Annotated in this window: 26 protein-coding genes, 1 tRNA gene and 1 pseudogene; 15 read left to right on the forward strand and 13 right to left on the reverse strand. The window is 60.9% G+C overall.

Features of this window, described 5'->3' with window-relative positions; all coding sequences use genetic code 11:
• The first annotated feature begins 83 nt into the window (after positions 1 to 83).
• A complete protein-coding gene (locus tag ACWPVA_RS09460; RefSeq protein ID WP_454287437.1) occupies positions 84 to 428 on the forward strand; it encodes a hypothetical protein in 345 nt (114 codons plus the stop codon).
• Between the two features lie 152 nt (positions 429 to 580).
• Here ACWPVA_RS09460 and ACWPVA_RS09465 read toward each other — a convergent pair whose 3' ends face one another.
• Both ACWPVA_RS09465 and ACWPVA_RS09470 read right to left on the reverse strand, forming a co-directional pair.
• Positions 581 to 1,012, reverse strand: coding sequence for a VOC family protein (locus ACWPVA_RS09465; protein ID WP_454287438.1), 432 nt, complete (start codon positions 1,010 to 1,012; stop codon positions 581 to 583).
• Positions 1,013 to 1,188: 176 nt separating this feature from the next.
• Positions 1,189 to 2,019, reverse strand: a complete 831-nt coding sequence (locus ACWPVA_RS09470) for an enoyl-CoA hydratase (protein WP_454287439.1) — start codon at positions 2,017 to 2,019, stop codon at positions 1,189 to 1,191.
• 90 nt (positions 2,020 to 2,109) lie between these two features.
• Here ACWPVA_RS09470 and ACWPVA_RS09475 point away from each other — a divergent pair, with 90 nt between their 5' ends.
• From ACWPVA_RS09475 to argC, 5 genes are all read left to right on the forward strand, one after another.
• The gene (locus ACWPVA_RS09475; protein WP_454287440.1) at positions 2,110 to 2,535 is read left to right on the forward strand and encodes a PaaI family thioesterase; all 426 of its coding nucleotides are present in this window, start codon (positions 2,110 to 2,112) and stop codon (positions 2,533 to 2,535) included.
• Between the two features lie 291 nt (positions 2,536 to 2,826).
• Positions 2,827 to 3,291, forward strand: coding sequence for a 50S ribosomal protein L13 (gene rplM / locus ACWPVA_RS09480; RefSeq protein ID WP_454287441.1), 465 nt, complete (start codon positions 2,827 to 2,829; stop codon positions 3,289 to 3,291).
• Positions 3,291 to 3,761 carry a 30S ribosomal protein S9 gene (gene rpsI, locus ACWPVA_RS09485; RefSeq protein WP_454287442.1) on the forward strand — a complete coding sequence of 157 codons (471 nt, stop codon included), beginning with the start codon at positions 3,291 to 3,293 and terminating at the stop codon, positions 3,759 to 3,761. Before rplM ends, rpsI begins: the two co-directional genes overlap by 1 nt.
• A 248-nt stretch (positions 3,762 to 4,009) precedes the next feature.
• The gene (gene speB / locus ACWPVA_RS09490) at positions 4,010 to 4,963 is read left to right on the forward strand and encodes an agmatinase (RefSeq protein WP_454287443.1); all 954 of its coding nucleotides are present in this window, start codon (positions 4,010 to 4,012) and stop codon (positions 4,961 to 4,963) included.
• A 69-nt stretch (positions 4,964 to 5,032) separates the two neighbouring features.
• Complete coding sequence (gene argC, locus ACWPVA_RS09495) at positions 5,033 to 5,968, forward strand: N-acetyl-gamma-glutamyl-phosphate reductase (protein WP_454287444.1); 936 nt, start codon at positions 5,033 to 5,035, stop codon at positions 5,966 to 5,968.
• Positions 5,969 to 6,060: 92 nt separating this feature from the next.
• Here argC and ACWPVA_RS09500 read toward each other — a convergent pair whose 3' ends face one another.
• Positions 6,061 to 7,164, reverse strand: coding sequence for a COX15/CtaA family protein (locus ACWPVA_RS09500; RefSeq protein WP_454287445.1), 1,104 nt, complete (start codon positions 7,162 to 7,164; stop codon positions 6,061 to 6,063).
• A gap of 130 nt (positions 7,165 to 7,294) precedes the next feature.
• On the opposite strand from ACWPVA_RS09500, the gene ACWPVA_RS09505 reads away from it, so the two are divergent.
• Positions 7,295 to 7,504 (forward strand): DUF2842 domain-containing protein, encoded by a 210-nt coding sequence (locus tag ACWPVA_RS09505; protein WP_454287446.1) that lies wholly within the window; start codon positions 7,295 to 7,297, stop codon positions 7,502 to 7,504.
• A 243-nt stretch (positions 7,505 to 7,747) separates the two neighbouring features.
• Entirely contained in the window at positions 7,748 to 8,926 is a 1,179-nt protein-coding gene (locus ACWPVA_RS09510; protein WP_454287447.1) for a GNAT family N-acetyltransferase, read from the forward strand.
• On the opposite strand, the pseudogene ACWPVA_RS09515 reads toward ACWPVA_RS09510, so the two are convergent.
• Positions 8,927 to 11,183, reverse strand: a pseudogene (locus tag ACWPVA_RS09515) (exopolysaccharide transport family protein).
• Positions 11,184 to 11,433: 250 nt separating this feature from the next.
• On the opposite strand from ACWPVA_RS09515, the gene ACWPVA_RS09520 reads away from it, so the two are divergent.
• Complete coding sequence (locus ACWPVA_RS09520; protein ID WP_454289561.1) at positions 11,434 to 11,964, forward strand: polysaccharide biosynthesis/export family protein; 531 nt, start codon at positions 11,434 to 11,436, stop codon at positions 11,962 to 11,964.
• A 3-nt stretch (positions 11,965 to 11,967) separates the two neighbouring features.
• On the forward strand, positions 11,968 to 13,110 hold the full coding sequence (locus ACWPVA_RS09525; RefSeq protein ID WP_454287448.1) for a glycosyltransferase family 4 protein: 1,143 nt from the start codon (positions 11,968 to 11,970) through the stop codon (positions 13,108 to 13,110).
• 30 nt (positions 13,111 to 13,140) lie between these two features.
• On the opposite strand, the gene ftsH is transcribed toward ACWPVA_RS09525, so the two are convergent.
• Positions 13,141 to 14,967, reverse strand: coding sequence for an ATP-dependent zinc metalloprotease FtsH (ftsH, locus tag ACWPVA_RS09530; RefSeq protein WP_454287449.1), 1,827 nt, complete (start codon positions 14,965 to 14,967; stop codon positions 13,141 to 13,143).
• 225 nt (positions 14,968 to 15,192) lie between these two features.
• Between ftsH and ACWPVA_RS09535 the strand changes: the two genes are divergently transcribed.
• The 5 genes from ACWPVA_RS09535 to ACWPVA_RS09555 all read left to right on the forward strand — a co-directional run bounded on the left by ACWPVA_RS09535 (position 15,193) and on the right by ACWPVA_RS09555 (position 19,715).
• Positions 15,193 to 16,755 carry an undecaprenyl-phosphate glucose phosphotransferase gene (locus ACWPVA_RS09535; protein WP_454287450.1) on the forward strand — a complete coding sequence of 521 codons (1,563 nt, stop codon included), beginning with the start codon at positions 15,193 to 15,195 and terminating at the stop codon, positions 16,753 to 16,755.
• Positions 16,752 to 18,002: an O-antigen ligase family protein gene (locus tag ACWPVA_RS09540; protein ID WP_454287451.1), complete on the forward strand. Its 1,251-nt coding sequence runs from the start codon at positions 16,752 to 16,754 to the stop codon at positions 18,000 to 18,002. The genes ACWPVA_RS09535 and ACWPVA_RS09540 overlap by 4 nt, the downstream gene beginning before the upstream one ends.
• Positions 18,003 to 18,026: 24 nt before the next feature.
• Positions 18,027 to 19,169: a glycosyltransferase gene (locus ACWPVA_RS09545; protein ID WP_454287452.1), complete on the forward strand. Its 1,143-nt coding sequence runs from the start codon at positions 18,027 to 18,029 to the stop codon at positions 19,167 to 19,169.
• A 31-nt stretch (positions 19,170 to 19,200) separates the two neighbouring features.
• Positions 19,201 to 19,497 carry a helix-turn-helix domain-containing protein gene (locus ACWPVA_RS09550; protein WP_454287453.1) on the forward strand — a complete coding sequence of 99 codons (297 nt, stop codon included), beginning with the start codon at positions 19,201 to 19,203 and terminating at the stop codon, positions 19,495 to 19,497.
• 68 nt (positions 19,498 to 19,565) lie between these two features.
• On the forward strand, positions 19,566 to 19,715 hold the full coding sequence (locus tag ACWPVA_RS09555; protein ID WP_454287454.1) for a hypothetical protein: 150 nt from the start codon (positions 19,566 to 19,568) through the stop codon (positions 19,713 to 19,715).
• A 113-nt stretch (positions 19,716 to 19,828) separates the two neighbouring features.
• Here ACWPVA_RS09555 and ACWPVA_RS09560 read toward each other — a convergent pair whose 3' ends face one another.
• The 8 genes from ACWPVA_RS09560 to ACWPVA_RS09595 all read right to left on the reverse strand — a co-directional run bounded on the left by ACWPVA_RS09560 (position 19,829) and on the right by ACWPVA_RS09595 (position 25,593).
• Positions 19,829 to 20,851 carry an extracellular catalytic domain type 1 short-chain-length polyhydroxyalkanoate depolymerase gene (locus ACWPVA_RS09560; protein WP_454287455.1) on the reverse strand — a complete coding sequence of 341 codons (1,023 nt, stop codon included), beginning with the start codon at positions 20,849 to 20,851 and terminating at the stop codon, positions 19,829 to 19,831.
• A gap of 218 nt (positions 20,852 to 21,069) precedes the next feature.
• A tRNA-Pro gene (locus ACWPVA_RS09565) sits at positions 21,070 to 21,146 on the reverse strand.
• Between the two features lie 90 nt (positions 21,147 to 21,236).
• Positions 21,237 to 21,773, reverse strand: a complete 537-nt coding sequence (locus tag ACWPVA_RS09570; protein WP_454289562.1) for a MerR family transcriptional regulator — start codon at positions 21,771 to 21,773, stop codon at positions 21,237 to 21,239.
• Between the two features lie 124 nt (positions 21,774 to 21,897).
• Positions 21,898 to 22,236 (reverse strand): integration host factor subunit alpha, encoded by a 339-nt coding sequence (locus ACWPVA_RS09575; RefSeq protein ID WP_454287456.1) that lies wholly within the window; start codon positions 22,234 to 22,236, stop codon positions 21,898 to 21,900.
• 108 nt (positions 22,237 to 22,344) lie between these two features.
• Positions 22,345 to 23,316 (reverse strand): beta-ketoacyl-ACP synthase III, encoded by a 972-nt coding sequence (locus ACWPVA_RS09580; protein ID WP_454287457.1) that lies wholly within the window; start codon positions 23,314 to 23,316, stop codon positions 22,345 to 22,347.
• 20 nt (positions 23,317 to 23,336) lie between these two features.
• Positions 23,337 to 24,383, reverse strand: a complete 1,047-nt coding sequence (gene plsX / locus ACWPVA_RS09585; RefSeq protein WP_454287458.1) for a phosphate acyltransferase PlsX — start codon at positions 24,381 to 24,383, stop codon at positions 23,337 to 23,339.
• Positions 24,384 to 24,482: 99 nt separating this feature from the next.
• Positions 24,483 to 25,046: a YceD family protein gene (locus ACWPVA_RS09590; RefSeq protein ID WP_454287459.1), complete on the reverse strand. Its 564-nt coding sequence runs from the start codon at positions 25,044 to 25,046 to the stop codon at positions 24,483 to 24,485.
• 1 nt (position 25,047) lies between these two features.
• On the reverse strand, positions 25,048 to 25,593 hold the full coding sequence (locus tag ACWPVA_RS09595) for a ubiquinol-cytochrome C chaperone family protein (protein ID WP_454287460.1): 546 nt from the start codon (positions 25,591 to 25,593) through the stop codon (positions 25,048 to 25,050).
• Positions 25,594 to 25,809: the final 216 nt, after the last annotated feature.

Below are 25,809 nucleotides of genomic sequence, written 5' to 3' on the forward strand. Positions count from 1 at the left end.
GTTCTGCCTATTTGGGATACCAGGACGCGACTGCAAGTAGACAGGCATTTGAAACCGCAGTATTTCTACGGAAGGGTGCTATCATGAAAATCTTGTTGATTGCTCTGCCGGTGATGCTCGTCGCCACATCGGTCAATGCCATCCCGAAATATACCTCCACCCGAATGAGTTGCGAGCGTGTACAGGCGACCATCCGGCAGCACGGCGCGGTGATCCTGACCTATCCGTCGCTGCGGCAAAGAGGGCAAATGCTCTACGACACCTATGTCGCGAATCGACGCTTTTGTCGTCCCGGCGAGATTGTCGCGCGGGTTACAGTACCGAGTGCCGATCGGCCCTATTGTCCTGTATCGACGTGCAAGCCGGAAGACAGGAGCGGCCGAGACATGGGCAGGGACCGAGGCCCGAACGATCCGACGCGTCCGTGAGGCGTGTGCGGAACTGCGCTTCACACGCGGTTGACTGCAGCTTGGCCCACCCCTGGATTCCATTCTAACGAGCCGGAGGCCTAGGCCTGGAACGCCGCTCCCGCATCAGAAGGGCCAAACTGGTGGGTCGACAGCCCGGATTGCTATGGCGATCATTCCGGCAGCACGACGTGGCCGTGCTCATCCATCGGGAAGAAGGGATTGTGGGCCACCTCCCACAGGTGACCATCCGGGTCGGCAAAGTATCCGGAATAGCCGCCCCAGGACACCTTCTCCGGCGCTTTGACCAGTTTGGCGCCGCAGGAAACGGCAAACTTCATCACGGCATCGACGCCGGTCACACTGGAGACGTTATGGGCAAGGGTGACACCGGAAAATCCGGGCGCGGTGTTTTCGACCTCTGCGTCCCGGGCCAAAGCCTCGCGGCCAAAAAGCGCAAGCACGGTCCCCTTCAACTGGATGAAGGTCACGCCTTCCTGCGAGGCCGCAGATCTCTTCCATCCCAGCCGCTCATAGAATGCAGTGCTTGCCGCCACGTCGGCGACGCCGAGCGTAATGACCGAAATGCGCCGTTCAAGTGACATCGTCTCACCCCTAAAATTAAACAGACATCATGCTTTGTTCCGTGTTTGTATGCTTTTCATTCATGCAAATATTAGTATCGCCTCATGGTTGAGTTACCCAGGCCTGTGTCTACTAAAAAGACGATCGAGGACGGCGGTAGCCTCTACAAGCCCCAACCGGCTTCAGCCGACTGCGCTTACTCGCCGGTCCAAGTCGGATGCCGCTTGTCAAGAAAGGCGCTGATCCCCTCCGATGCGTCGCGGGCCAGCATGTTTTCGACCATGACGCGCGCGGCGTAGTCATAGGCCTCCTCAAGCGGCATTTCGATCTGGCGATAGAAGGCCTCCTTGCCGATCTGCAGCGTCAAGGGCGACTTGGACGCGATCACCGCGGCATATTTGCCAACGACCTGGGCAAGATACTGTTTGGGCACGATGCGGTTGACGAGACCGAAATCCTTTGCCGTCGAGGCATCGATCGTCTCTCCCGTCAGCAGCATCTCCATGGCCTGCTTGCGATGGGCGGCGCGGCTGACGGCGACCATTGGCGTGGAGCAGAACAGCCCGATGTTCACGCCCGGCGTACAGAAGGTCGAGGTGTCCGTGCAGATCGCCAGATCGCAGGACGCAACCAGTTGGCAGCCGGCGGCAGTGGCCAGTCCGTCGACCTCAGCAATCACCGGCTTCGGCAGGTGGGTGATCGCCAGCATCAGGTCGGCGCAGAGGCGCATGGTCTTTTCGAAGAAAGCACGACCGCGGTCCGGATCGGATCGGCGGGCCGTCATTTCCTTGAGGTCGTGGCCGGCGGAAAAGAGCTTTCCGGCGGCCCCCAGCACGATCACGCGCACCTCAGGATCATCGCCAGCCGCGGCGAGTTCGGCCATCAGGGCCTCCATCAGTGCGATGGACAGCACATTAGCGGGCGGATTGTTCAATGTGAGGCGCAACACGCCGTTGTCGAGCGAGGAGAGCACCGGCCCGGTGACCGCGTCACTACCGTCCTTCTTGAAAGATACGACTTCCGCCATTCTCGACCTCCCTGGGCGTTTGCACTTGCCTCAAAGCCTGCCATAAAACGCACACGCTTTGAAAGCCCATTCGAATAGAGACCCGACCTCATGCAACCGATCATGACCGCCGACGAGATCAATGCCTTTCTCGAAACGGACTTCCCTCAGATCCACACCGACGGTCGCGTCTTCCACGTGAGCGAAGTGGCACCCGGTCGCGTGACAATGACCTTCGACCCGGCAGAGCGCCACCTGCGACCGGGCGGCACGGTGTCGGGCCCGGCCATGTTCACGCTCGCGGACGTCGCGGCCTATGCCGCGGTGCTCGCCCATGTCGGCCCGGTGGCGCTTGCCGTCACTACAAGTCTCAACATCAACTTCCTGCGCCTCCCGAAACAGCAAGCGATCCGCTGCGAATGCCGGGTCCTGAAACTCGGCAAGCGGCTCGCCGTGATCGACGCCCTGCTGCTCCAGGCGGCAAGCGAGGAGCCGATTGCCCAGGCAACGGCCACATATTCAATTCCACCGCGCTGACCGATCCCACTCCGCCTCAAGCGCAAGAGGAGGCCTCTTGGTGCAAACCGGGGCGCGATATGATGCGGTAAAATATTACCACACCATCAAGTGGCTGTTTTTATGTAATAATTTCAGGACCCCGCCAGTTGACGCCCTCTTGACCGCAAAATACCCTCGGCTTATAAACCGTGCAGTCTGCGGGCCTTCGGGTCCGCTTTCTCTTTCACGCATTCAAGCGCGCGAAATCAAGCAACAAGAAACGCCCAGTTGGCCTCGTGCCGGTCGGGTCCCAAACGGAAAGTATCACTCATGTCTACCTTCGTTCAGAAGCCTGCAGAGGTGGAGAAGAAGTGGATCATCATCGACGCCGAAGGTCTCGTTGTTGGTCGCCTCGCCTCCCTCATCGCCATGCGCCTGCGTGGCAAGCACAAGGCCACCTACACCCCCCACGTTGACGACGGCGACAACGTCATCGTCATCAATGCCGAGAAGGTCGCGCTGACCGGCAAGAAGTACTCCGACAAGAAGTACTACTGGCACACCGGTTACCCGGGCGGCATCAAGGAGCGCACCGCGCGCCAGATCATCGAAGGCCGCTTCCCGGAGCGCGTCCTCGAGAAGGCCGTCGAGCGCATGATTCCGCGTGGCCCGCTCGGCCGTCGCCAGATGAAGAACCTGCGCGTCTATGCCGGTTCGAACCATCCCCATGAAGCCCAGCAGCCGGTCGCAGTCGACGTGGCCTCGCTGAACAGCAAGAACGTAAGGAGCGCCTGATGGCTGACCTCTCTTCCCTGAAGGATCTCGGCACGGCTGCTCCGGAAGCCTCTGCCCCGGTTCACGTCCGCAAGGTCGACGCTCAAGGCCGCTCCTATGCGACCGGCAAGCGCAAGAACGCCGTTGCCCGCGTCTGGGTCAAGCCCGGCACCGGCAAGATCACCGTCAACGGCCGCGACTTCCCGGTTTATTTCGCCCGTCCGGTGCTGCAGATGATCCTGAAGCAGCCGATCATCGCCGCTGCCCGCGACGGCCAGTTCGACGTCGTGGCCACGGTCACCGGCGGCGGTCTGTCCGGCCAGGCCGGTGCCGTTCGTCATGGCATCTCCAAGGCGCTGACCTATTTCGAGCCAGGCCTGCGCGGCGTGCTCAAGAAGGGCGGCTTCCTCACGCGCGACAGCCGCGTCGTCGAACGCAAGAAGTACGGCAAGGCCAAGGCCCGTCGTTCGTTCCAGTTCTCCAAGCGTTAATCGCTGGATACCGGAAACGGAAATCAAGGCGGGGCTTCGGCTCCGCCTTTTTCGATTCACGGCGCTCACCGGTTCGCGTTCACGCCTTCCATGAGCAGGCAACGCCTCGTACGACCTGACAATACAAGCGCGCCTATCGATCTATGCACGAGGCGTACAGCAGCCGGAAAAACCTCTGGCAATCGGTTGTCGCGGCCGTAATATTGCGCCGCACACCGGCAGCCACTGCTACAGGGGGAGACGATTTTATGGCCGAAAAGACCATCGACCACGCCATCACAGCGACGGACCTAAAATCGGCTGCGACCGATCCCACTCATGCCGGGGTGCTTTCCTTCATGCGGCGCCGCTACACGAAGTCGCTCGAGGGTGTGGACGCGGTGGTGTGGGGCATTCCCTTCGATGCGGCAACGTCCAACCGGCCCGGCGCGCGCTTCGGACCGCAGGCGATCCGACGGGCCTCGGCAATCTTCGACAATGATCCGCAATATCCCTTCGAACGCGACCTGTTTTCGGACATGGCGGTGATCGACTATGGCGATTGCCTGCTCGACTACGGCAATCACTGGCAGACACCGGACACGATCGAGACGGAGGCCGCGAAGATCCTTGCCGCCACAGAATTCCTGCTGACGCTTGGCGGCGACCACTTCGTGACCTGGCCACTGCTCAAGGCCCACGCCGCCAAACACGGACCGCTGGCGCTCGTGCAATTCGACGCGCATCAGGATACCTGGTACGACGACGGCAAGCGCATCGACCACGGCTCCTTCGTCGGCCGCGCGGTGCGCGACGGGTTGATCGACCCGGACCGCTCGATCCAGATCGGTATTCGCACCCATGCGCCTGAGGACTGCGGCATTCGCATCGTCTACGGTCACCAGGTGGAAGACATGCGGGCAGGCGACATCGCATCGCTGATCGTCAGCCATACCGGCGGCCTGCCGACCTATCTCACCTTCGACATCGACTGCCTCGACCCGGCCTTTGCTCCCGGCACCGGCACACCGGTGGCCGGAGGCCCATCAAGCGCGAAAATCCTCTCGGTGCTGCGCAGCCTCTACCAGCTCGACATTCGCGGCGCCGACGTCGTGGAGGTCGCTCCGGCCTACGACCATGCCGACATCACCGCCATTGCCGGAGCAACTGTCGCAATGTATATGCTGGGCCTCCACGCCGAGCGTCGGGCGCGCCAGCGTTGAGACTTTGATTCACCCCTTTGACAATCCGATTCCGAAAATCGACCCAAGCTCCTGACAGGAGAGGATAAAATGGCAGCGAAAATCTTCATCGACGGCGAACACGGCACCACGGGCCTGCAGATCCGCACGCGCATGGCCGGCCGCCGCGACGTCGAGCTGCTGTCGATCCCGGAAGCGGAACGGCGCAATGCCGCTCTGCGCGAAGACATGCTGAACAGCGCCGACATCGCCATTCTCTGCCTTCCCGACGATGCGTCGAAGGAGGCCGTCAAGATGGTTGCCGGCAACAACAAGGTGCGGATCATCGACACTTCGACCGCCTTCCGCGTCGCGCCGGACTGGGCCTATGGCTTTGCCGAAATGGACAAGGCGCAAGGCGACAAGATCCGCTCGGCGCGCTACGTCGCCAATCCCGGCTGCTATCCGACCGGCGCCATCGGGCTCATCCGGCCCCTGAGATCCGCTGGCATCCTGCCGGACGGCTATCCGGTCACGGTCAACGCCGTGTCCGGCTATACCGGCGGCGGCAAGCAACTGATTGCCCAGATGGAAGACACGAGCCATCCGGAGCACCTCGCCGCCAACAACTTCCTCTATGGCCTGACGCTGAAGCACAAGCATGTGCCGGAGATGACGGCCCACGGTCTGCTGGACCGGGCGCCGTTGTTTGCTCCTTCGGTCGGCCGCTTTGCCCAGGGCATGATCGTGCAACTGCCGCTTTTCCTCGAGGAACTCGCGGGTGGACATCAGACCGTCGAGAGCGTGCACGCCGCGCTTGCCACCCATTATGCAGGCCAGTCGATCGTCAGCGTCGTACCGCTTGAGGAAAGCGCCAATCTCGCACGCGTCGATGCCGAGGAACTTGTCGGCCAGGACACGATGAAACTCTACGTTTTCGGCACGCCGGGAGGCGCGCACGTCAATCTGGTTGCCGTGCTCGACAATCTCGGCAAGGGTGCGTCGGGCGCCGCCGTGCAAAATATGGATCTGATGCTCTCGGCCTGAGCACAATCATTGCTGCGAATGAAGACCGCGGAAGGCTCAGCCTTTCGCGGTTCTTTTGTGTCCTGACTTATTTTGGCGCCGTGCCCTCGTTGTCAGTCACGCTCCACGACAACGACTTCCGGCGCATAGGCCCCCAGGAATCCGCGCCAGTGAGCCACGGCAAAACCAAGCACGACAAGCGCGCCACCCTGGTGCGCAAGAGCGGCATGGAGCGGTACCTGCATAATCAAGGTCACGATCCCGAGCGTGGCCTGGAGCACGACCAGCATGAAAAGCAGGACGCTACGTCGGGCGTGGGTGGTACCCGGCGCATCACGCAGGCACTGTATCATGTGCCAGAGTGCCGCGATCAGCAGAACGTAGGCGCCGAGACGATGGACAAATTGTACGGTCTTCGGATTTTCGAACAGATTGAGCCAGGCGGGGCTCTGGACGAACAGGTCGCCCGGCACCAGTGCCCCGTCCATCAGCGGCCAGGTATTGTATGCTAGGCCGGCATCGAGACCGGCGACCAGCGCCCCGAGATAGATCTGGAAGATCGACAGAACGGCAAGCGTCGCCGCCCAACCGCGCGCGGAATTCGACGGAACCGGGTCGTCACTGTGCGGGGCAAGCGCACGCATGATCCACACACAGCCGGCAAAGATCAGGCAGGCGATAACGAGATGCGTGGCCAGCCTGTACTGGCTGACGTCAACGCGCTCGGCGAGGCCTGATGATACCATCCACCAGCCGATGAAGCCCTGGAAACCGCCCAGCGCCAGAAGACCCAGCAATGGCAGCTTGACACGGCTTTCGATCCGACCCGACACCCAGAAATAGAGAAAGGGCAGAGCAAAAACGAGACCGATGCCTCTGGCCAGCAAACGGTGGCCCCACTCCCACCAGAAGATCGTCTTGAACTCCTCGACCGTCATGCCTTTGTTGATCTGCTCGTATTGGGGAATGCGCTGATAAAGGGTGAACTCCTCTTCCCACTCCTGCGCCGAAAGCGGCGGGATCACGCCGTGAATCGGCTTCCATTCGGTGATCGACAGTCCTGATTCTGTCAGGCGCGTCGCTCCGCCGACCAGCACGAGACAGAAGAGGGTCAGCAGCACAACGCCCAGCCAGATACGGATCGCCCGACGGTTTCTCTCGAGGCGGTCAATCTTCTGGCGCAAGGCAAATTCGTCCACGGTCGTCGCACTTGTCATTCGTCATTCCTTGTTTCGGCTGTTGATTTGCATCACATGGCTGTGCAAAACAAGCCCGACTGTTTGCGGCAAGCGGTCGCGTCCCACGCTTGCGAAGTTCCCGCTTGAGCGCGGAGAAGGAAAATAGACGATGCCCCTCAGGTTGCGCAAATTCATCGGCACCATTCTCATCGTTTGTTTGGTCATTCTATACGCGATTCTCGCCACGACGATCGCATCGGCTTTTCTCGGCACGTCGCCTTGGTGGGTACACTTGCTCTATTTCCTGCTTTCCGGTCTGTTGTGGATCCTGCCGGCGATGCTGATCATCAAGTGGATGGCCGGCCCGATACGCAAATGACGGCATCGCCTGCCGGCAGACTTGCATGTCGTTAACCGGGCGATAACCGCATCTTGCAGTCGTCTGATAGTGGGGCTACGCTGCTAACCGATTTCCCGTCTCTTTCCGCTATGCTTTGCGCTCAGTTTCGTCCGTCGGAGAAAGACCGTGCAGACATCGCCGCTGGAATTTCGAAGCTCTGGAAGCGTGCCGACGCGGCTCAGCCGTAGCGACGCACCTGCTGCCAGCCTCAAGGAGGGCGGCATGACGATGGCCCAAGATCTCGAAATCCGTCTCTTCGATCGCATGGAGCCGCTGGAGGCCGATTGGCGCAAGCTCGAAGCTGAACCGGCCAATTCGCTGCATCAGGCCTATGACTGGTGCTGCGCCTGGACGAAGACCCATCACAATCCGCTGGCGATTATCCACGGACGCCGCAACGGCGAAACCGCCTTCATCCTGCCGCTCGAAATCGTCCAGAACAGCATGGTGCGGTGCGCGCAATTCATCGCCGCCCGGTTCAACAACATCAATAGCGGCCTGTTCTCTGCAGCATTTCGCGCCAATGCAGGCGCGACCGAGGCCGAGCAGATCAGGCATGCGCTGGTCACTCTGCTCTCGGGCAAGGCCGACCTTGTCTCGCTGGCCAATGTCGCGTTCGAATGGCGCGGCGAACGCCACCCGCTCTCCACCCTGCCCGCGATCGAGAACCAGAACCGCAGCTTCCAGCTGCCGCTATTGGGCGATTTCGAACTGACACTCGGGCAGCTGAACGCAAGACGACGCCGCAAGAAATTCCGCAGTCAATGCCGCAGGCTCGAAAGCACCGGCGGCTACCAGCACGTGATCGCCCGCACGGCCACCGAGAAGAGCGCGATGCTCAAGACCTTCTTCGAGCAGAAAGCGATCCGCTTTAAGGCGCTCGGTATTCCGAACGTCTTCCAACCGCGCGAAACGCAGGCCTTCTTCCGGATGCTGCTAGAGGTCGACAATAGCAGCCATGATACACCGCTCGAACTCCATGCAATCCAACTAAAAGGTGAGTTCAATGGCAGGATCGTGGCGATCGCCGGCATGTCGCGCAAAGCCGGTCATGTGATCTGCCAGTTCGGGTCGATCGATGATAGCGTCGTGAGCGATGTGAGCCCCGGCGAACTGCTATTCTGGCTGATGATCGAGCAAGGCTCTAACGACGGTGACACGCTATTCGACTTCGGCCTCGGCGACCAGGAGTACAAGCGTCGCTGGTGCACGATCGAAACCGTTCAGCACGACATCCTCATACCGATCAACCTGACCGGCAGGCTCGCGGCGATCGCCCAGCATGGCGTCACCTGGGCCAAGACCGTGATCAAAAGCAATCCGCATCTGTACGCGGTGATTCAACGGCTGAGGGCACGCGCCAACGAAGCGCCGGCCCGCCCGAGCGCCGCAGAAGACTGATCAGGCCGCGTCTCGGTTCGCTTTATCGCGTTCCTTGACCGCGCCGCCGCTCATCAAAACCAGATCTGAGTAGCCGACCCTCTCGAAGGCCGCCATAATGTCCACCAGTTCTTGCTGGTCCGGTTTTGGCGCCGAGAGAATGATCTCGTGGGCACCGTTGCGGCTGAGCCCCGCCACGCTCTCGGCATTGGCCGGTCCACACTCCACCAGCACAACATCGTAGACGTCCGCCAGCGCGTCGGCGATCATCGACAGGCGATCGGCGCCGCGCATGGCTTGGCGCACATCGGATTTCCCCTGCGGAATGACATCAGCGCCAGACAGCCGATCCGGATGGATCGCCTCGGAGAAGGTTACATTTCCGCAAAGCAAGTCCGTGATACCGGGCAGATCCTGGCGCGCGGCCATTAGCCGGGTCGGGCAAGCCGAGCCGGTCATGTCTATCAGTACAACCTTGCGGCCACGTTCATCGAGTTCGCGGACCAGCATCACGGTCGCGGTCGAGCCGTCGTCACCGGATGGGGAGATGGCAAAGGCAATGCGCACCCTGGACTCGATCAGGTAAGCCGCAACCGCTTCGATCGAGAACTCGTCCGGGGCAAGCGAGGGCTCGACCTCCGCCTCCGCCTCCGCCTCCGGCTCCGGCTCCGGCTCCGGCTCCAGTTCGAACGTCTTTTCCATATCGGCCACCAGATCGTCGTCCGCCTCGACGGCCAACAGGTTTGCCGGGATTGCCTTCGTTGCATCGGCCGAGGCAGCACGGGAAGACGGCTCAGCTCGAGCCGGACGCTCGATTGCCACCGCGACTTGACTGTCGCTGCCCGGTTCCAGCCTTGAGCTTGGCACGTTCGGGCCACCCGGGCGCAAAGCGCGACCGCTGAACAGTTCGGCAAGCATGACGATGACCGCACTCAACACCAATGTCGCGAGTGCAGCGACGATGGTGATCGGCAGAACCTTGGGGAAGCTTGGCTCACGCGGATCGACCGCGGTGGAGATGACCCGCGCATCCGCCGGGCTTGCATCCTTGCCGAGACGCGTCGTCGCTTCGCGGTAACGCGCAAGATAGGTCTCGAGCAACTGTCGTTGGGCTGTCGCTTCGCGCTCCAGCGCCTTCAGCTCGACCTCGTCAATGCTTGCCCGTGCACTGTCGGCCTTCATCGCATTCAACTGCTGGATCAACTGTGTCTCGCGCGAACGCGCGACATTGGCATCATTCTCAAGGCCCGCGGCGATCTTGATTGATTCCGACGTGATCTGCTCACGGATACCTACCAATTGTGATCGCAGCGCTACCATCTGCGGATGACGGTCGAGCAGTGTCGTCGACAGACTGGAAATCTGGCCGCGAATCTCCAACTCGCTGGACTTCAGGCGCTGGATCGCCTCGTTGCCGGTAATAGCCGCCAAGGTGTCCGTTGATTTGCCGGCCTTGATGGCATTGCGCACGTTTTCGGCCTTGGCCTCGGCATCCGCGCGCTCGGCGCGCACACGCGCCAGTTCGGCGGAAATGTCACTCAGTTGCTGCGAGGACAAGGTTGTCGTTTCATTGACCTGCATCAGGTCGGCGTTGCCACGGTATTCGGCGACCTTCTTCTCGGCCTCCCTCACCTTTTCCCGCAGATTGGCGATCTCCGGCTCCAGCCAGCGGGCCGCCTCCGTATTGCTGTCCAATTTGGCGCCGCTCTGCAAAGCGCGATAGACATTGGCAATTGCGTTGGGGATCGCGGCGGCGAGCTTCGGGTCCTTGGAGGTAAACTGGATGCCGATCACCCTGGATTTTTCGACCTGGTAGACCTGAAGCTTCTCCTGAAAGGCTTTCAATACCCGGTCTTCAGGCGCCATGTCGAGCGGGTTACTCTTCAACCCCAGCATGACGAGCAGATCAGACACCGGCGAGGGATTGGTGTCGGGATCGAATTCTTCGAAGCTCATAGAGTTTTAGGTCGCGTGCCACCTGCCGTATCAAGTCGATCGACTGCAGGACCTGCACCTGGCTGACGATGTTGAGTTCGTCGGACAGCGGCTCCGTGGGCGTCTGCACGTTCGTTTGCGTCGTGAAAGTCGGCTCGCGCGGCTCGATCAGGATGCGCGTCTCGGCGCTGTACTTGGGCGAAATCATGCTCGCGCCAACGAACGCCAGGCCGCCGACAAGCGCTGTCGCCGCCAGGATACGCACCTTGCGCCTCCACACGGCGTGAAACAGCTGTGCAAGGTCGATATCGACGTCCTGATGACCGTTGCCTACGCTCGACATTTTTAACTCCCGGAACAGTTCTCGCGAGAATCTAAAGGATCATGGTAACCCAAGCGTTAATCGGCCTCGCCACTCGAATAAACACCCGCCTGCGCGGGTAAATTCTACGCAAATGCCAAGCCACCGCCGCGCCTTTACCGACCGTTAACCCTAACTGAACGATAACACATGTTATTAAATTCACGCATTAGGAGCGCAACGGCGCATGTTACTGGTTGCCACAAGGGGAATAAAGTTGTTCGTCGTTGCGATGGTGATCGCGACGATGAGCGGCTGTGGGACCTACCGGCCGGCACCGAAGGCCTTCCACGAAGCAACCGTGCAGCCCTATAGCCTCGACAGCGGCGACAGGCTGCGGATCAGTGTCTTCGAGCAACAGAGCCTCACCAACACTTATACCGTCGACCAGGCCGGCTACATCGCCTTCCCGCTGATCGGTCAAGTGGCGGCACGGGGTTCGACCGTTGCAAAGCTTGAAGGCGTGATCGCCCAGAAGCTGAAGCAAGGCTTCCTCCGCGATCCCGACGTCACCATTGAAATCGACCGCTACCGCTCAATCTTCATCATGGGCGAAGTGGGTCAACCGGGCCAGTATTCCTATGTTCCGGGCATGACCGTGATGAATGCCATCGCCGTATCCGGCGGCTTCACGCCCCGCGCCAACCAGCACGATTTCGACATCACCCGTAACATCAACGGCAACATCCTCACCGGTCGTGTCCTGATCACCGACCCCATCCTGGCCGGCGACACGATCTACGTCCGCGAGCGGTTGTTCTGATCCATGCCCGATGGCACGCCGCTTCGCATCGTCCATTGCTTCCGATCTCCCGTGGGCGGCATTTTTCGCCATGTTCGGGACCTCGCGGAACACCATAGCCGGGCTGGCCACCAGGTTGGCATCCTGTGCGACAGCACGACCGGAGGGGAGCATGAGGATCGGCTGTTCGATCAGATCATGCCCTATCTCTCGCTCGGACTGCACCGCATGCCGATCGCCCGCTCAGTCGGCTTCGGCGATGTGACGGCACTCTACAAGAGTTATAAAGAAATCAAATCTTTGCGGCCGGATATCCTGCACGGTCACGGCGCCAAGGGCGGCGCTGTGGCGCGGATCATCGGCTCAGCCTTGCGGGCGAAAAGGTATCGCGTTGCCCGCTTCTATTCGCCCCACGGGGGCAGCCTGCATTTCAGCGCGACCTCCCTGACCGGCCGCGGGGTCTTCGCGGCGGAGCGGTTACTCGAGCGTCTGACCGATGCCATCGTCTTTGTCTGCAACTATGAGCTTGAGACCTACGCGGCCAAGATCGGAACACCGCACTGCACCCAACAGATGATCTACAACGGCCTCAGCGACCGCGATTTCGCCGTCATCCCGACCCGCTCCGACAGCGTCGATTTCATCTATGTCGGCATGTTGCGTGACCTCAAGGGGCCGGATGTCTTCATCGAAGCCTTTATCCAAACCGAGCGTCTGGTCGGGCATCCCTTGAGCGCGCTGATCATTGGCGACGGTCCCGATCGGGACAAATACCGCGAGACGATCGAGCAGCGCGGTTTCGGCCGGCGCATCGGCCTGCTTCCCGCCATGTCGGTCAAGAAAGCCTTTGCCATGTCCAACATCGTGATCGTGCCGTCCCGCGCCGAGGCTATGCCCTATATCGTGCTCGAGGCGCTTGCCGCCGGAAAATCGCTGATCGCGACGCGTGTCGGCGGCATACCGGAGGTACTGGGCATAGACAGCGATGCACTGGCGGAGCCCGGCGACGCACAGGACTTGGCCCGCGTTATGGCGCGGGCAATCACTACACCGGACTGGCATGGCGCCACCATGCCCGCGGCGGAAGCCTTCAAAGCCAAGTTCTCCTCTTCGACAATGGCAGCCCAGACTGCGGACCTCTACCGGGAACTTCTGGCCAGGCAATAGGCAGCGCGCCGCGCGGCTGCGCCCGAAGCCTTATTCGGCAGCACTCTTCGAAGGCCTCTCCACGCGCTTGAGCGGCGCATAGTCGTCCGGCGTCAGCGTCTCACGCTCCAGAAGCAGCTTTGCGCCCGTCTTCAACTCCTCAATCCGGCCCTCTAGTGCTTTCTTGGCCAGCTGGTAGGCCTCGTCGATCATCTTACGCACCGCGAGGTCGACCTCGCGGGCCGTCTCTTCGGAATAATCCTTCGGCCGCATCCGGAACTGGCCCTCGTCCAGCCATTGCTGCCGCTGAGGCTCGAGCACAGCCTGGCCGACCGATGCATCCATGCCGAAGCGGGTGACGATCTCGCGGGCGATATCGGTTACCTTGGCCAGATCGTCGGCGGCACCGGTCGAGATTTCGCCGAACACCAGATCCTCGGCAGCACGGCCGGCCAAAAGCACCATCATCCGGTCCTTGAGCTCTCCCGAAGTGATCAGAAAGCGATCCTCGGTTGGCCGTTGCAGGGTATAGCCAAGCGCACCGATGGAACGAGGAATGATCGACACCTTCTGCACGGGGTCGGCCGAGGGCAATCCGGCCGCCACGAGTGCATGGCCCATCTCGTGATAGGCGACGCGGCGGCGCTCGTCGGCGTTGAGGATACGACTGCGGCGTTCCGCGCCAGCGATGATGCGCTCGACAGCGGCAACGAAGTCCTCCATCGCCACCGTGCTTCCGCCACGACGTGTGGCAAGGATTGCCGCCTCGTTGATCAGGTTTGCGAGATCGGCTCCGGTGAAGCCGGGGGTCAGGCCGGCAATCTCGTCGACGCTGACGCTCGGCGCAATGGTGACGTCCTTCATGTGAACCTCAAGGATAGCCGCCCTGCCCTTCCGGTCTGGACGGTCTATCACCACCTGGCGGTCGAAACGACCGGCGCGCATCAGCGCCGGGTCGAGGATTTCCGGCCGGTTGGTCGCCGCGAGCAGTACGATGCCGACACGTGGATCGAAACCGTCAAGTTCGGCCAGCAGTTGGTTGAGCGTCTGCTCCTTCTCGTCATTGCCGCCCATGCCGCCGAACGAGTTGCGGGCACGGCCGAGCGCGTCGAGTTCATCGATGAAAATGATGCAGGGTGCTGCCTGACGGGCCTGCTCGAACAGGTCGCGCACGCGGGCTGCGCCGACGCCGACGAACATCTCGACAAATTCGGAACCCGATATCGAGAAGAACGGAACGCCCGCTTCCCCCGCAACGGCACGCGCCATCAAGGTCTTGCCGGTACCTGGCGGACCGACCAGCAGGATCCCCTTCGGGATACGCGCGCCAAGCCGGCCATAGAGGTCCTTGTTCTTGAGGAAGGAGACGATTTCCTGCAGTTCAGCCTCCGCCTCGTCTATGCCGGCGACATCGTCGAAGGTCACGCCCGTCTTGCGTTCGAGATAAATCTTGGCGCGCGACTTGCCGATGTTGATCAAGCCGCCCATGCCCTGCTTTTCGGCAATGCCCCGAAAAAAGAACGACCAGAGGGCGAAGAAGACGATGACCGGCAGAACCCAGGAGAGCAGCGAGGTCAGCCAGTTGCTGTCGGTCGCGCCCGTGATCTTGACACCGGCTTTTTCGAACAGGGCCGCGAATTCGGGGTCGACGCGATTGGCGATGAAATATTTGCGCCCGTCGACCGGTTCCTTGAACTCGCCTTCCACCCTGCTCTCGGTCAGCGTCACGGAAGCGATGCGGCCTTCGCCGACCATGCGCATCATGTCGCTGTAGCTCAGTTGGGTATAGTCGCGATAGCCGATCCAGGCCTGGAAGGCCATCAGGAGCGCGAAGGCGAAAAGGAAATAACTGAAGTTAAAGACGTGTTTCTTTTCCATTTACAAGCACCCTGTTGCGCATTGGCCAATCCGCCAAGCCACTACATGGCGCGATCCGTCTCATGGTTTACTATTCCGTGTCAAACCGGACAACCCGCGCGCACACGGGCTTCTCGTGCGGAATTGAGCCAATCTTGGCCGTCTGCTGCGCCTCGTATCTGAGTTCGCAAACGTTTCTTAGCAAGTTTTACGCTATGCTTTCTTGTCAACGCGTGGTGTATTAGAATGAACCAGATGGAAAAGCCCGAAAAGTTCGATATCGAAGGTTTGCGCCGAAGGCTATCGGAAGGCACCAAAGCCGACAAGGCAGGGTCGCCTGCGGGCGCCGAGGACGCGGAGATGAATCCGCTGGCCAAGCAGATCGCCAGGCAATTTCGCGAGGAAAACTATTCCCCGTCGATCGTTACCGGTCAGTTGCGACTGCTGGAATTCGTCAGTCTGTTCGGCATCGGACTTGCAGTCCACTTCTTCCTGTTGATCGATTCCTCTCCGAGACTATTGGCCGAACTCTTCCTAAGTCTGGCGGGCTCTTCGGTCGCCGTGCTGTTCCTGCAGATCTCCGACGGCTATCAGGTCTCGGCACTGCGCACACCGCTGCGCACGCTGCCGCGCATTGCCGGAAGTTGGACTGCAGCAACGGCGCTGATCGCGGTCGCCCTTTTCTTGTTCCGCCCGGGCGGTTTCGATTTTCGTGACTGGCTCGTCTCTTGGTACGGCTTTGGCCTCGCCTTTCTGTTCGTTGAGCGCAATCTCGTCGGCTTCGGCATCCGAAGATGGGCGCGCAACGGTATCATGGAGCGACGCGCCGTGGTGGTCGGCGGCGGAAAACCGGCCAAGGACCTGATTCGCGCACTCGAACAACAGCCGGACAACGACATCCGCATCTGCGGCATCTTCGACGACCGTGGTTCCGCCCGCTCGCCGGACGTCGTCGCAGGCTATCCGAAGCTCGGGACCATCGCCGAACTCGTCGAGTTCGCCCGGTTTGCCCATATCGACATGCTGATCATTTCGCTGCCGCTCTCTGCGGAGGATCGCATCCTGCACCTCCTCAAGATGCTCTGGGTCTTGCCCGTCGACATCCGGCTCGCGGCCCATTCCAATAGCCTACGCTTCCGTCCGCGCTCCTATTCGCATGTCGGTGCGGTACCGATGCTCGACATCCTCGACAAGCCGATCCGCGATTGGGATTCGGTTGCCAAACGGTGCTTCGACATCTTTTTCAGCATCATCGCGTTGCTATTGCTCTGGCCGGTGTTCATCGCGGCAGCGATCGCCGTCAAGACGACCTCCAAGGGGCCGGTGTTGTTCGTCCAGAAGCGCCATGGCTTCAACAACGAGGTCATCAACGTCCTGAAGTTCCGCTCGATGTATACCGAGATGAGCGACCCGACCGCGCGCCAGGCCGTCACCAAGGGCGATCCACGCGTGACCCCGGTCGGACGTTTCCTCCGCAAGTCCTCGATCGACGAACTACCGCAGATTTTCAACGTGCTGCGTGGCGATCTCTCGCTGGTCGGCCCGCGCCCGCATGCCGTCCTCGCACAGACCCATAACCGCAACTATAGCGAAGTCGTCGAGGGCTATTTCGCCCGCCACCGGGTCAAGCCCGGCGTTACCGGCTGGGCCCAGATCAACGGTTGGCGCGGCGAGATCGACAATGACGACAAGATCAAGTTCCGCACGGCCTACGACCTCTACTACATCGAAAACTGGTCGCTGCTGTTCGATCTGAAGATCCTGTTCCTCACGCCGTTCCGCCTGCTCAATACGGAAAACGCCTATTGAGCACGATCAACTCCCACCAACCGGTGCCCTTCAGGCCGCAGCTCGCGGCCCTGACGCTCTTCGGCTCGGCGCTGGTTGCCATAGGCGTCTTTCTCTCCGGCTTCGTGATGTCCGAGCCGGCACCTTACGAATTGCTGATGGTTGTGCAGGTCGCCGTCTGGTTTCTGCTGGGCCTGAAGATTTCGCGCGCCGTCGCGCCGCTTCTCGCGCTCCTGCTGACCTTCAATGTGGGCGGCATGTTGTCGCTGACCGTGATGAAGGATCTCGGCACGGGACCGATGTATCTGGCGGTCTCCACTTTCCTGGCGCTCACCGCCGTCTTCTTCGCAGCAATCATCGAGGAGCGCCACCAGCGCCTGCGGTTGATCTTCCACGCCTGGGTGGCGGCTGCAATCATCACGGCCCTCCTTGGTGTCCTCGGCTACTTTCAAGCCTTTCCGGGCGCAGAGGTCTTTACCCGCTACGACCGCGCCAAGGGCGCCTTCCAGGACCCCAACGTCTTCGGCCCCTTTCTGATCGCGCCCACTCTTTACCTTATGCATGGACTTCTGACCGGCAGGCTCCGCGAAGCGCCTTTCAAGGTAACGGGACTGCTCATCATCACGCTTGGCGTCTTCCTGTCGTTCTCGCGCGCCGCCTGGGCGCTGTTCCTGTTTTCAACCATCGCGCTCGTCTTGATCCTGCTGCTCAAGGAGCGCACGGGCGCCTTCCGCCTGAAAATCCTTCTCCTGTCGTTGACGGCCCTCGTATTGCTTGTCGTTGCGGTGGTCATCGCCTTGCAGTTCGAACAGGTCCGCAACCTGTTCCTCGACCGCACCACTCTGGTCAAGGAATATGATGCAGGCCCTCTCGGCCGTTTCGCCCGCCATCGCATCGGCTTCCTCATGGCCATGGAGAACCCGCTCGGCATTGGGCCCATGGTGTTTGGCCAGATCTTTTTCGAGGACGAGCACAATATCTGGCTGAAATCTTTGACCACTTATGGCTGGATCGGCTTTGTCTCTTACGTCACAATGATGGTCTGGACGCTGGCGATCGGCTTTCGTTACCTGCTGCGCGACCGGCCCTGGCAACCCTACCTGATGATCGCCTGGATCGTGATCATCGGACACGTGATCATCGGCAATGTCATCGACACCGACCACTGGCGGCATTTCTACCTGCTGCTCGGCATAGTCTGGGGCTGCGGCGCGCTGGAATGGCGCTACCAGCGAGCGCTGCGGCGTACCGTTGCCTCCCCTGCCTGACCCATGGGATCGAGCGAGAGCGCCTTGAGAATTCTGGAAGTCCTGGAACCGAGCGGCGGCGGATCCGGCCGCCATTTCGTCGATCTCTGCGCGGGCTTGAAGGCGCGCGGCCATGCGGTGACGGCGGTCTACTCTCCGGTCCGCGCCGAGGAACGTTTCGTGCGCGAACTCATGGCGCTCGATCTAGCCAAGGTGATCGCCCTGCCGATGCTGCGTGCCGTCGGTCCCAGGGATTACGCCGCCTGGAGAGCACTCGGCCACGTGATCCGTGAAGAGGGACCTTTCGACATCATTCATGGCCACAGTTCGAAGGCCGGCGCGTTGATCCGTCTTCGCCGGCCCGGTCGGCATGTGCCCCGCATCTATACGCCGCACGCCTTCCGCACCATGGACCCGACGCTGTCGTCGAAGGGCCGCCTGGTGTTCGGCCAGATCGAGGGCCTCCTGGGCCGTTACCTAACCGACCGGCTGATCTGTGTGTCCAAGAGCGAATACGACCATGCCCTCAGGCTCGGCATTCCCGAGAACAAGCTCACCGTCGTCGTGAATGGAGTAGGCGCTCCCCCCACGGGCCAGCGACAGGAGATCCGCAACCTCTTCGGCCTTCCCCAGGATGCCCTGGTGTTCGGCTTCATCGGCCGTCTATCCACCCAGAAGGCACCGGAACGCCTCATCGCAGCGTTTGCCGCAGTCGCTCGGAGCGCGCCCGAGGCGCGCCTCCTGATGATCGCAAGCGGAGAACTTGAAGCCGATGTACGCCACCAGATCGAAACCGCCGGCCTCACCGATCGCGTCGTCATCGATGCCGCCTTGCCCGGCTCGGCGGCCCTTCAGGCAATCGACGTGCTCGTCGTGACCAGCCGCTACGAAGCGATGTCCTACGTCATGCTTGAAGCGGCAGCTGCCGGCCTGCCGTTGATCCTCACCGATGTCGGCGGCACATCGAACGTACTCGATCACGACGTCAACGGGTTCATCGTGCCGAATACGGATGACACGGCGGCGCTTACCGCAGCCATGGCGAGGCTCTGCGACACAGCCACGCGAGCGCGCCTTGCCGCCGCAGCGAGCGGGCGCAGCGGTCGCTATGGCGTGGACGCCATGGTGGATCAGACCATCGACGTCTACCGGCAGGTGCTCGCAGGCAGAGGAGCGACGCGCGATTGATTTTTCCCGCGCATTCGTCATATTCCCTACCATGACTACACCAGCACAAATCCGCGCTGCCCGGGCGCTTCTCGGCTTGAGCGTCGACCAGGTTTCGGCAAAGAGCGGCGTATCCGCCTTTATGATCCTGCAGATCGAGGACGAAAAGGCCGACTCGCCCGACCAAGGGACCTTGCTCATGCTTCGGGGCGCCTTCGAGAAGGCCGGAATTGCCTTTCTCGGCGACGGGGATTGTCCACCTGGCGGCATGGGCGTAAGGCTTGTCGCACGCCACGATACCGGCGAAGGCCTGCGGCCGGAAAATCTCAACGCGACCAACGACGGCTGATCCAGCCTTCGCCACGGAACAAAATCGCGTCTGCCGGTTTGTTGCCCGTCACCAGATAGGAGCTACGCATGAATCGGAACAACGGTCTCTACTTCGCCATCGGCGCATTGGTCGTGGTGGTTATCGGCCTCGGTATCTACCTCTACCGTGAAGAGACAAAGCCCAAGGGCATCGAGATGACGATCGGCCGCGACGGTGTAACGATCCAGGAAAACTGAGCGCTCCGTACGGCGGCGATTTCGCCTGCAATGACTGCGAATTAGACATGACAAAGCCCGGTTTTCATCCCGGGCTTTTTTCGTGAAAACCTGGCGGGAAATTGGAAAGCGGTTCACCGCACCGCCATAAACGTCCGGCTGAGATGGCGCGGCGCACTGAGGGCACCTTCCAGCATGAAGGGCATGCTTTCCGCGGACGCCGTGGCGCGCTTCGCAACGACAGGCAGGCCATGGCCGAGGCCATCAAACAGGCAGAATTCTATCAGCGGCTTACCCCCCTCGTCGTGCCAGACTTTCGCGGCATGCCCGTCTATCATGACTTTCTTGCCCGCATCCTCGTCGAGGCCGTAGAGGTCCAGCCATTGCGCCAGTGTGGCACGCGCATTGGCGACGGTCACGACGCGGTCAGCAGTGCCGTGCCAAATCGACACCAACGGTCTCTTCTTGATCTCCGGTGATACTGCGCGCACCAGGTCGCCCCATTCCCGCGAGGAGCGGTTGACGCCGGAGTTCATCACCGAGAGCGCCGACATGGCGTCGCGCGCCGCACCGAACGGCAGGCCGGCGACGATCTGGCCGGCGGCAAACAATTCTGGATAAGTTGCGAGAAGAGCAGACGCCATGGCTCCGCCTGCTGAAAGACCCTGGACATAGATGCGGCTTCGGTCGGCATGATGCCGGTCGCAGGCATTGTCGATCATCTGGCGGACAGACATCAACTCGCCGCGATCGCGCGCGACCGCGCTCGGTCGGAACCAGTTAAAGCAGAGATTTGGATTATTTGACTTGCGTTGTTCGGGATAGAGCAGAACGAAGCCGTCCTTGCGTGCCAGCGCGCTCCAGCCACTGCCCTTATCGAAATCATCGGCAGTTTGCAGGCAGCCATGCAGCACGACGACGAGCGGCGCGCCTTTTCGCGCCTTTGGCGGCACGTATTCGAGCATGCGCAGATGGCCGGGATTCGTCCCGAACCCGGTCACCTCCTGCAAACGCGGGCGTACCGTGCGGGCCTTCTTCTTCCTTGTCGGCTCAGCAAGCGGCAACGGAATAGAAGGTATCGCCTTCAGGATCTTCTTTCGCAGCTTCTTCTGCTGCCCGAGGACGAAGGAAAACGGCATGGGAATCTTGAGGCGCATGAAAAAGGAATTCCTTCTCGAAAACTCGAAGTAGCACTCCCCGTCTAAAGCCCCGCCGCGCGCTCCGGTTCCCATCCGGCGGATTTAAACACCATATAGTGCTGCATTGCAGCATTCATAGGGCAACAAGCGCAGAGACCGCAACAAATCGACAGCCGTGCAGACGGCCGCTCAGGCTGATGTAACTTTATGATTTTGCTGGGATATCAAGAATTAATTGGTCGGGACGGCGTGATTCGAACACGCGACCCCTTGACCCCCAGTCAAGTGCGCTACCGGGCTGCGCTACGCCCCGACCTGCTTTTTCCAAAGCACGTTCTCCTTAATGGCAAGGCCCCGTGCACGCAAGGGGGAAAAGGAATGATTTTGCCAAGACCCTGGTCGCTTACCTTACCTGATCGAGAAGGCGCTTGCATTCCAGGAGATCGAACAGCGTCTCTTGGAGCAGGGCCCGGTCTTCCTTGCCGACTGAACTACCCTTGCCAGCGGAAATTTCCGGCATGTCGTCGTCGCTGCCACCGAATCCGAAGAACCGCCCGCTAGCCTTCACCTTTGGACGACCGACGATTTGATCCTCCTCTGGTAGGCCGAGCTTGGGCTCTTCTGTCTTCGCCGAACCTGCCGCAACGAGAGCCTCCATGGTGGCAATATCGCCGCTTGCCACCGCCATGACGAACTTATTGCCATTGGTCTTCAGAAGCTTCTGCACGCCTTTAATGGTGTAGCCCTGATCGTAGAGAAGGTGGCGGATGCCCTTCAGCAGTTCGATGTCGTCCGGGCGATAGTAGCGGCGACCCCCGCCACGCTTCAGCGGCTTTATCTGAAGAAAGCGCGTTTCCCAGAAGCGCAGCACGTGCTGGGGAAGATCGAGATCGTCCGCAACCTCGCTGATTGTGCGAAAGGCATCCGGGCTCTTTTCCAACTGCATCTTACCGCTCCTGCACAGGCATAGCGCGAACGCCGCAACTCGCGGCTATTTCAACGATTTGCACCGGAAATTTCAAGCTGCCCGAAAGGCTGAGCGAAGCGCTCCACGGTTTTCGTGGTCAGGCGACCGGATTCTGCGGCTTCTGCTTTGCCTTGCGCTGCAGGTGCGAACGCAGAATGCGCTGCTTGAGGACATTCGACGCCTTGAAGGTCATCACCCGCCGTGGCGAGATCGGCACTTCCTCGCCGGTCTTCGGATTGCGGCCGATTCGCTCGTTCTTCTGACGCACCTGGAAGGTCGCAAAAGAGGAAAGCTTGACCATTTCGCCACGCACGATCGCGTTGCAGATTTCATCGATCACCGTCTCGACCAATTCCGCCGACTCGGTTCGAGAGAGGCCCACCTTGCGAAAGACTGATTCCGCCAAATCCGCTCGCGTCACTGTCTTACCGGCCATGGCTCTCGTCCGCTTAAATCAATGATCTTGTTGAATTCGCCAGAGAGTATTGCCCTTGGGCTTGACGGTCAAGCGCTTGTTACAAATCCTCTATTTCGCGTCGTGCGACTACCAGCGTAGGAGTACGGCGCCCCAGGTGAAACCACCACCCATCGCCTCGAGCATAACCAGATCGCCCTTTTTGATGCGCCCGTCGCCAGCCGCAACGGAAAGCGCCAACGGAATGGACGCCGCCGAGGTATTGCCGTGCAGATCGACCGTGACGACGACCTTTTCCAGCGGAATGCCGAGCTTCTTCGCCGAGGCATCGATAATGCGGCGATTGGCCTGGTGCGGGACCAGCCAGTCGATGTCGTCGGCAGTCGTGTCGGTTGCGGTGAAGGCCGCCTCGATCACGTCGGTGATCATGCCGACCGCATGCTTGAAGACCTCACGTCCTTCCATACGCAGATGGCCCGCTGTTCCGGTCGTGGAGGGTCCGCCGTCGACATAGAGCTTGTCCTTGTGGATGCCGTCGGACCGCAACTGTGAACTCAAGACGCCGCGATCGGCGGTCGTTCCTTCGCCCGTGGCCGCTTCCAGAATGACAGCGCCGGCGCCGTCACCAAAGAGCACGCAGGTGGTGCGGTCCGTCCAGTCGAGGATGCGCGAGAAGGTTTCGGCGCCGATCACCAGGACGCGCCGAGCCATGCCGCAACGGATGTGCAGGTCGGCGGTCGAGATGGCGTATACGAAGCCTGAACAGACGGCCTGAATGTCGAAGGCAAAGCCGTGATGCATGCCGAGTCGGTTCTGAATGTTGACGGCGGTCGCCGGGAATGTGTTGTCCGGCGTCGAGGTCGCACAAATGATCAGGTCGATGTCCGCCACCGTGAGGCCCGCATTGTCGAGTGCCTTCTGCGCGGCTTCCGCGCCGAGCGAGGCGGTGGTCTCCCCCTCGCCGGCGACGTAGCGCTGGCGAATGCCCGTACGCTGCACGATCCACTCGTCGGAGGTGTCCACCGTCTCCTCCAATTCGCGATTGGTCACCACCCGCTTCGGGAGCGCCGCCCCAAAACCGCGAACAACAGAACGGATCATTTTCTTCCTAACCCCGTCGATCATGCCGCTTCCGGCCCCGCCGAAGACGGATGCCGTGCATGATAATTCTTCAGATCGTTTTCGATTTTCTGCGTCAGCCCATTGCGGGCCATGTCGTAGCCGACATCAATGGCGGCTGCGAAGCCTTCGGCATCAGTCCCGCCGTGGCTCTTGATGACGATACCGTTGAGACCCAGAAACACTCCGCCGTTCACTTTGCGCGGATCCATCTTCTCGCGCAACTGGTCGAAAGCGCCCTTCGCCAGCAGGTAGCCGATCTTGGCCAGCAGTGTACGAGACATCGCGGCGCGCAGGTATTCGGCAATCTGGCGAGCCGTGCCTTCGGCGGTCTTGAGCGCGATATTGCCGGTGAAGCCTTCGGTCACCACGACATCGACCGTGCCCTTGCCGAGATCGTCGCCCTCGACGAATCCGTAATAATCCATCGTATCGAGACCTGCCTCGCGCAACATGCGTCCAGCTTCCTTGACCTCTTCCTGGCCCTTGATTTCCTCAACCCCGACATTGAGCAGACCGACCAGGGGACGCTCGACTTCAAACAGCGCGCGCGCCATTGCGCCGCCCATCAGCGCGAAATCGAGGAGCTGCTGAGCGTCGGCCCCGATCGTCGCGCCGACGTCGAGCACAATGCTCTCGCCCGACAGCGTCGGCCAGATGGCGGCAATCGCCGGGCGTTCGATCGTTGCCATGGTGCGCAGGCAGAACTTGGCCATCGCCATCAACGCGCCGGTATTGCCTGCGGAGACGACGACATCGGCCTGGCCGGCCTTCACTGCCTCGATCGCGCGCCACATGGATGAGATGTAGCGGCCACGGCGCAGAGCCTGGCTCGGCTTCTCATCCATGCCGACGGCCACATCGCAATGATGGAAAACCGACTTTTCCTTGAGCTTTGGATATTGGGCAAGGAGCGGGAGGCAGCGCTCCTGCTGGCCAAAGAGAACGAACTGGATGTCGGGATGCCGCTCCAGCGCCTTGGCCGCACCGGGAATGACGACTTCGGGGCCGAAGTCGCCCCCCATGACGTCAAGAGAAATTCTGATCACCTATGCCTGGTCCTTCTTATTCGCTGCCCGGCGAAATTTCGGCCAAAATACCGGTTTCGCTGTACCGCACAACCCAATTCGCCGACGTTGTGACTGCGATCAGTCCTTTTTCCAGCCCTTCAGCACGGCAAAAGGCGACGGTGGCCGATCCTTGGCATCATCGCTCTCGATATGACCGGCAAAATGCGCGCCCGGCTTCTTCGGATAAGGATCGATGCCGAGGGCAGCAAATTCCGCGACCACCGCACCCGCGTCGATCGTGTCGCCGACGAAGGTCTCTGGCAGGTCGGGCCCGTCCGGATCGAGAACCATTTCGCCCGCCTCATCCGTGACAATCCGAGCGAGCTTCGAGCCCTCCGGAACGAAAATTTGATCGATCTCCTGCCTGATCTCGGAGACCACCGGCTCAAGCGTCACGACACAAGCCTGCACGATCTCGCCTTCGACCCGGCCCCAAATGCGGATGCCGTCCTTCTTCCAGCGATTGATCTGCAGATCGGCAGTGAGCCTATTGACCGCTTCCACCTGCCACAGTTCTCCGAGCGCAGCGCGCTCGCGCGCATCGGCCTCGACGTGCACCTGCACAGGATTGGCCGAGACATGGCCGACCTTGACCCGGTAGGAAAAAGCCGAGGCATCGGCATCCTTGTTGTGCGAAGTCATTTCAGAGCGAGCCTCCGGGAGGATCGAGCCGGACGGTGCCGGTCTCGACGATCTCCTCATTGAGGGCGTGGAGCCTGCGCTCTACGTCCATCATCCATTCGGCGAGACGGGCCATTTGCGGCGCGTCCTCACCCATCTCGGGATATATATTGCGCCGAAGGGCGGACGCCAACAGGTCAAGGTCAACTTTGTCGAGCGCGGCAGCATAGGACTCCAGCCGGCCGTAGAACATGCCGGCGAGCTTCTTCATCCGCTTCGGTACGCCCTGGTCGCCGATCCCCAGCTCCCTGATGGAATGATCAACGTCCTCGAAGAAGGCGTCGACGATTTCCTGCGCGATTTCCTGGCCGCTGCGTGCCGATTGGCGTGTACGGCGGAAATAGAGAATCAGGACGATCGACAGCATTTCGAAACGGCCCATGACCGTGTCGGGCATGCCGAGTTCGGCGTAAAATACGGGCGTCCGCGCGGTGGCGGTCAATGCCTCGTATTGACGCTCAACGATGAGCCGATTGTGCTTTTTCTGCCGGAAAAACCCGAATAGCATTCATTTCACCAAAAAGAACCGAGCGAACCGGTTCGTCTGCCCTGGGTCGTGTTGCATGATTGCGAAAGCTGGTTTACCGAAGCAGACGTGAATTGCAATGCCGTTTCTGCCGTCTGGCCCGATCCTTTGGGCCATCGCGGGGCAGCCGGCCGCTTCGTCCGGACAAGGTCAAAGCAGCTGAGGCTTCGACCCCGGAAAGGCCACAATGGTATGCGC

It is taken from the genome of Rhizobium arsenicireducens (assembly GCF_964021225.1).

Bases quoted from the DNA above. Each gene is read 5' to 3' on its own strand.
- ACWPVA_RS09460 (WP_454287437.1), top strand. From the start codon at position 84: ATGAAAATCTTGTTGATTGCTCTGCCGGTGATGCTCGTCGCCACATCG.
- ACWPVA_RS09465 (WP_454287438.1), bottom strand. From the start codon at position 1,012: ATGTCACTTGAACGGCGCATTTCGGTCATTACGCTCGGCGTCGCCGAC.
- ACWPVA_RS09470 (WP_454287439.1), bottom strand. From the start codon at position 2,019: ATGGCGGAAGTCGTATCTTTCAAGAAGGACGGTAGTGACGCGGTCACC.
- ACWPVA_RS09475 (WP_454287440.1), top strand. From the start codon at position 2,110: ATGCAACCGATCATGACCGCCGACGAGATCAATGCCTTTCTCGAAACG.
- rplM (WP_454287441.1), top strand. From the start codon at position 2,827: ATGTCTACCTTCGTTCAGAAGCCTGCAGAGGTGGAGAAGAAGTGGATC.
- rpsI (WP_454287442.1), top strand. From the start codon at position 3,291: ATGGCTGACCTCTCTTCCCTGAAGGATCTCGGCACGGCTGCTCCGGAA.
- speB (WP_454287443.1), top strand. From the start codon at position 4,010: ATGGCCGAAAAGACCATCGACCACGCCATCACAGCGACGGACCTAAAA.
- argC (WP_454287444.1), top strand. From the start codon at position 5,033: ATGGCAGCGAAAATCTTCATCGACGGCGAACACGGCACCACGGGCCTG.
- ACWPVA_RS09500 (WP_454287445.1), bottom strand. From the start codon at position 7,164: ATGACAAGTGCGACGACCGTGGACGAATTTGCCTTGCGCCAGAAGATT.
- ACWPVA_RS09505 (WP_454287446.1), top strand. From the start codon at position 7,295: ATGCCCCTCAGGTTGCGCAAATTCATCGGCACCATTCTCATCGTTTGT.
- ACWPVA_RS09510 (WP_454287447.1), top strand. From the start codon at position 7,748: ATGACGATGGCCCAAGATCTCGAAATCCGTCTCTTCGATCGCATGGAG.
- ACWPVA_RS09520 (WP_454289561.1), top strand. From the start codon at position 11,434: ATGGTGATCGCGACGATGAGCGGCTGTGGGACCTACCGGCCGGCACCG.
- ACWPVA_RS09525 (WP_454287448.1), top strand. From the start codon at position 11,968: ATGCCCGATGGCACGCCGCTTCGCATCGTCCATTGCTTCCGATCTCCC.
- ftsH (WP_454287449.1), bottom strand. From the start codon at position 14,967: ATGGAAAAGAAACACGTCTTTAACTTCAGTTATTTCCTTTTCGCCTTC.
- ACWPVA_RS09535 (WP_454287450.1), top strand. From the start codon at position 15,193: ATGAACCAGATGGAAAAGCCCGAAAAGTTCGATATCGAAGGTTTGCGC.
- ACWPVA_RS09550 (WP_454287453.1), top strand. From the start codon at position 19,201: ATGACTACACCAGCACAAATCCGCGCTGCCCGGGCGCTTCTCGGCTTG.
- ACWPVA_RS09555 (WP_454287454.1), top strand. From the start codon at position 19,566: ATGAATCGGAACAACGGTCTCTACTTCGCCATCGGCGCATTGGTCGTG.
- ACWPVA_RS09560 (WP_454287455.1), bottom strand. From the start codon at position 20,851: ATGCGCCTCAAGATTCCCATGCCGTTTTCCTTCGTCCTCGGGCAGCAG.
- ACWPVA_RS09575 (WP_454287456.1), bottom strand. From the start codon at position 22,236: ATGGCCGGTAAGACAGTGACGCGAGCGGATTTGGCGGAATCAGTCTTT.
- ACWPVA_RS09580 (WP_454287457.1), bottom strand. From the start codon at position 23,316: ATGATCCGTTCTGTTGTTCGCGGTTTTGGGGCGGCGCTCCCGAAGCGG.
- ACWPVA_RS09590 (WP_454287459.1), bottom strand. From the start codon at position 25,046: ATGACTTCGCACAACAAGGATGCCGATGCCTCGGCTTTTTCCTACCGG.
- ACWPVA_RS09595 (WP_454287460.1), bottom strand. From the start codon at position 25,593: ATGCTATTCGGGTTTTTCCGGCAGAAAAAGCACAATCGGCTCATCGTT.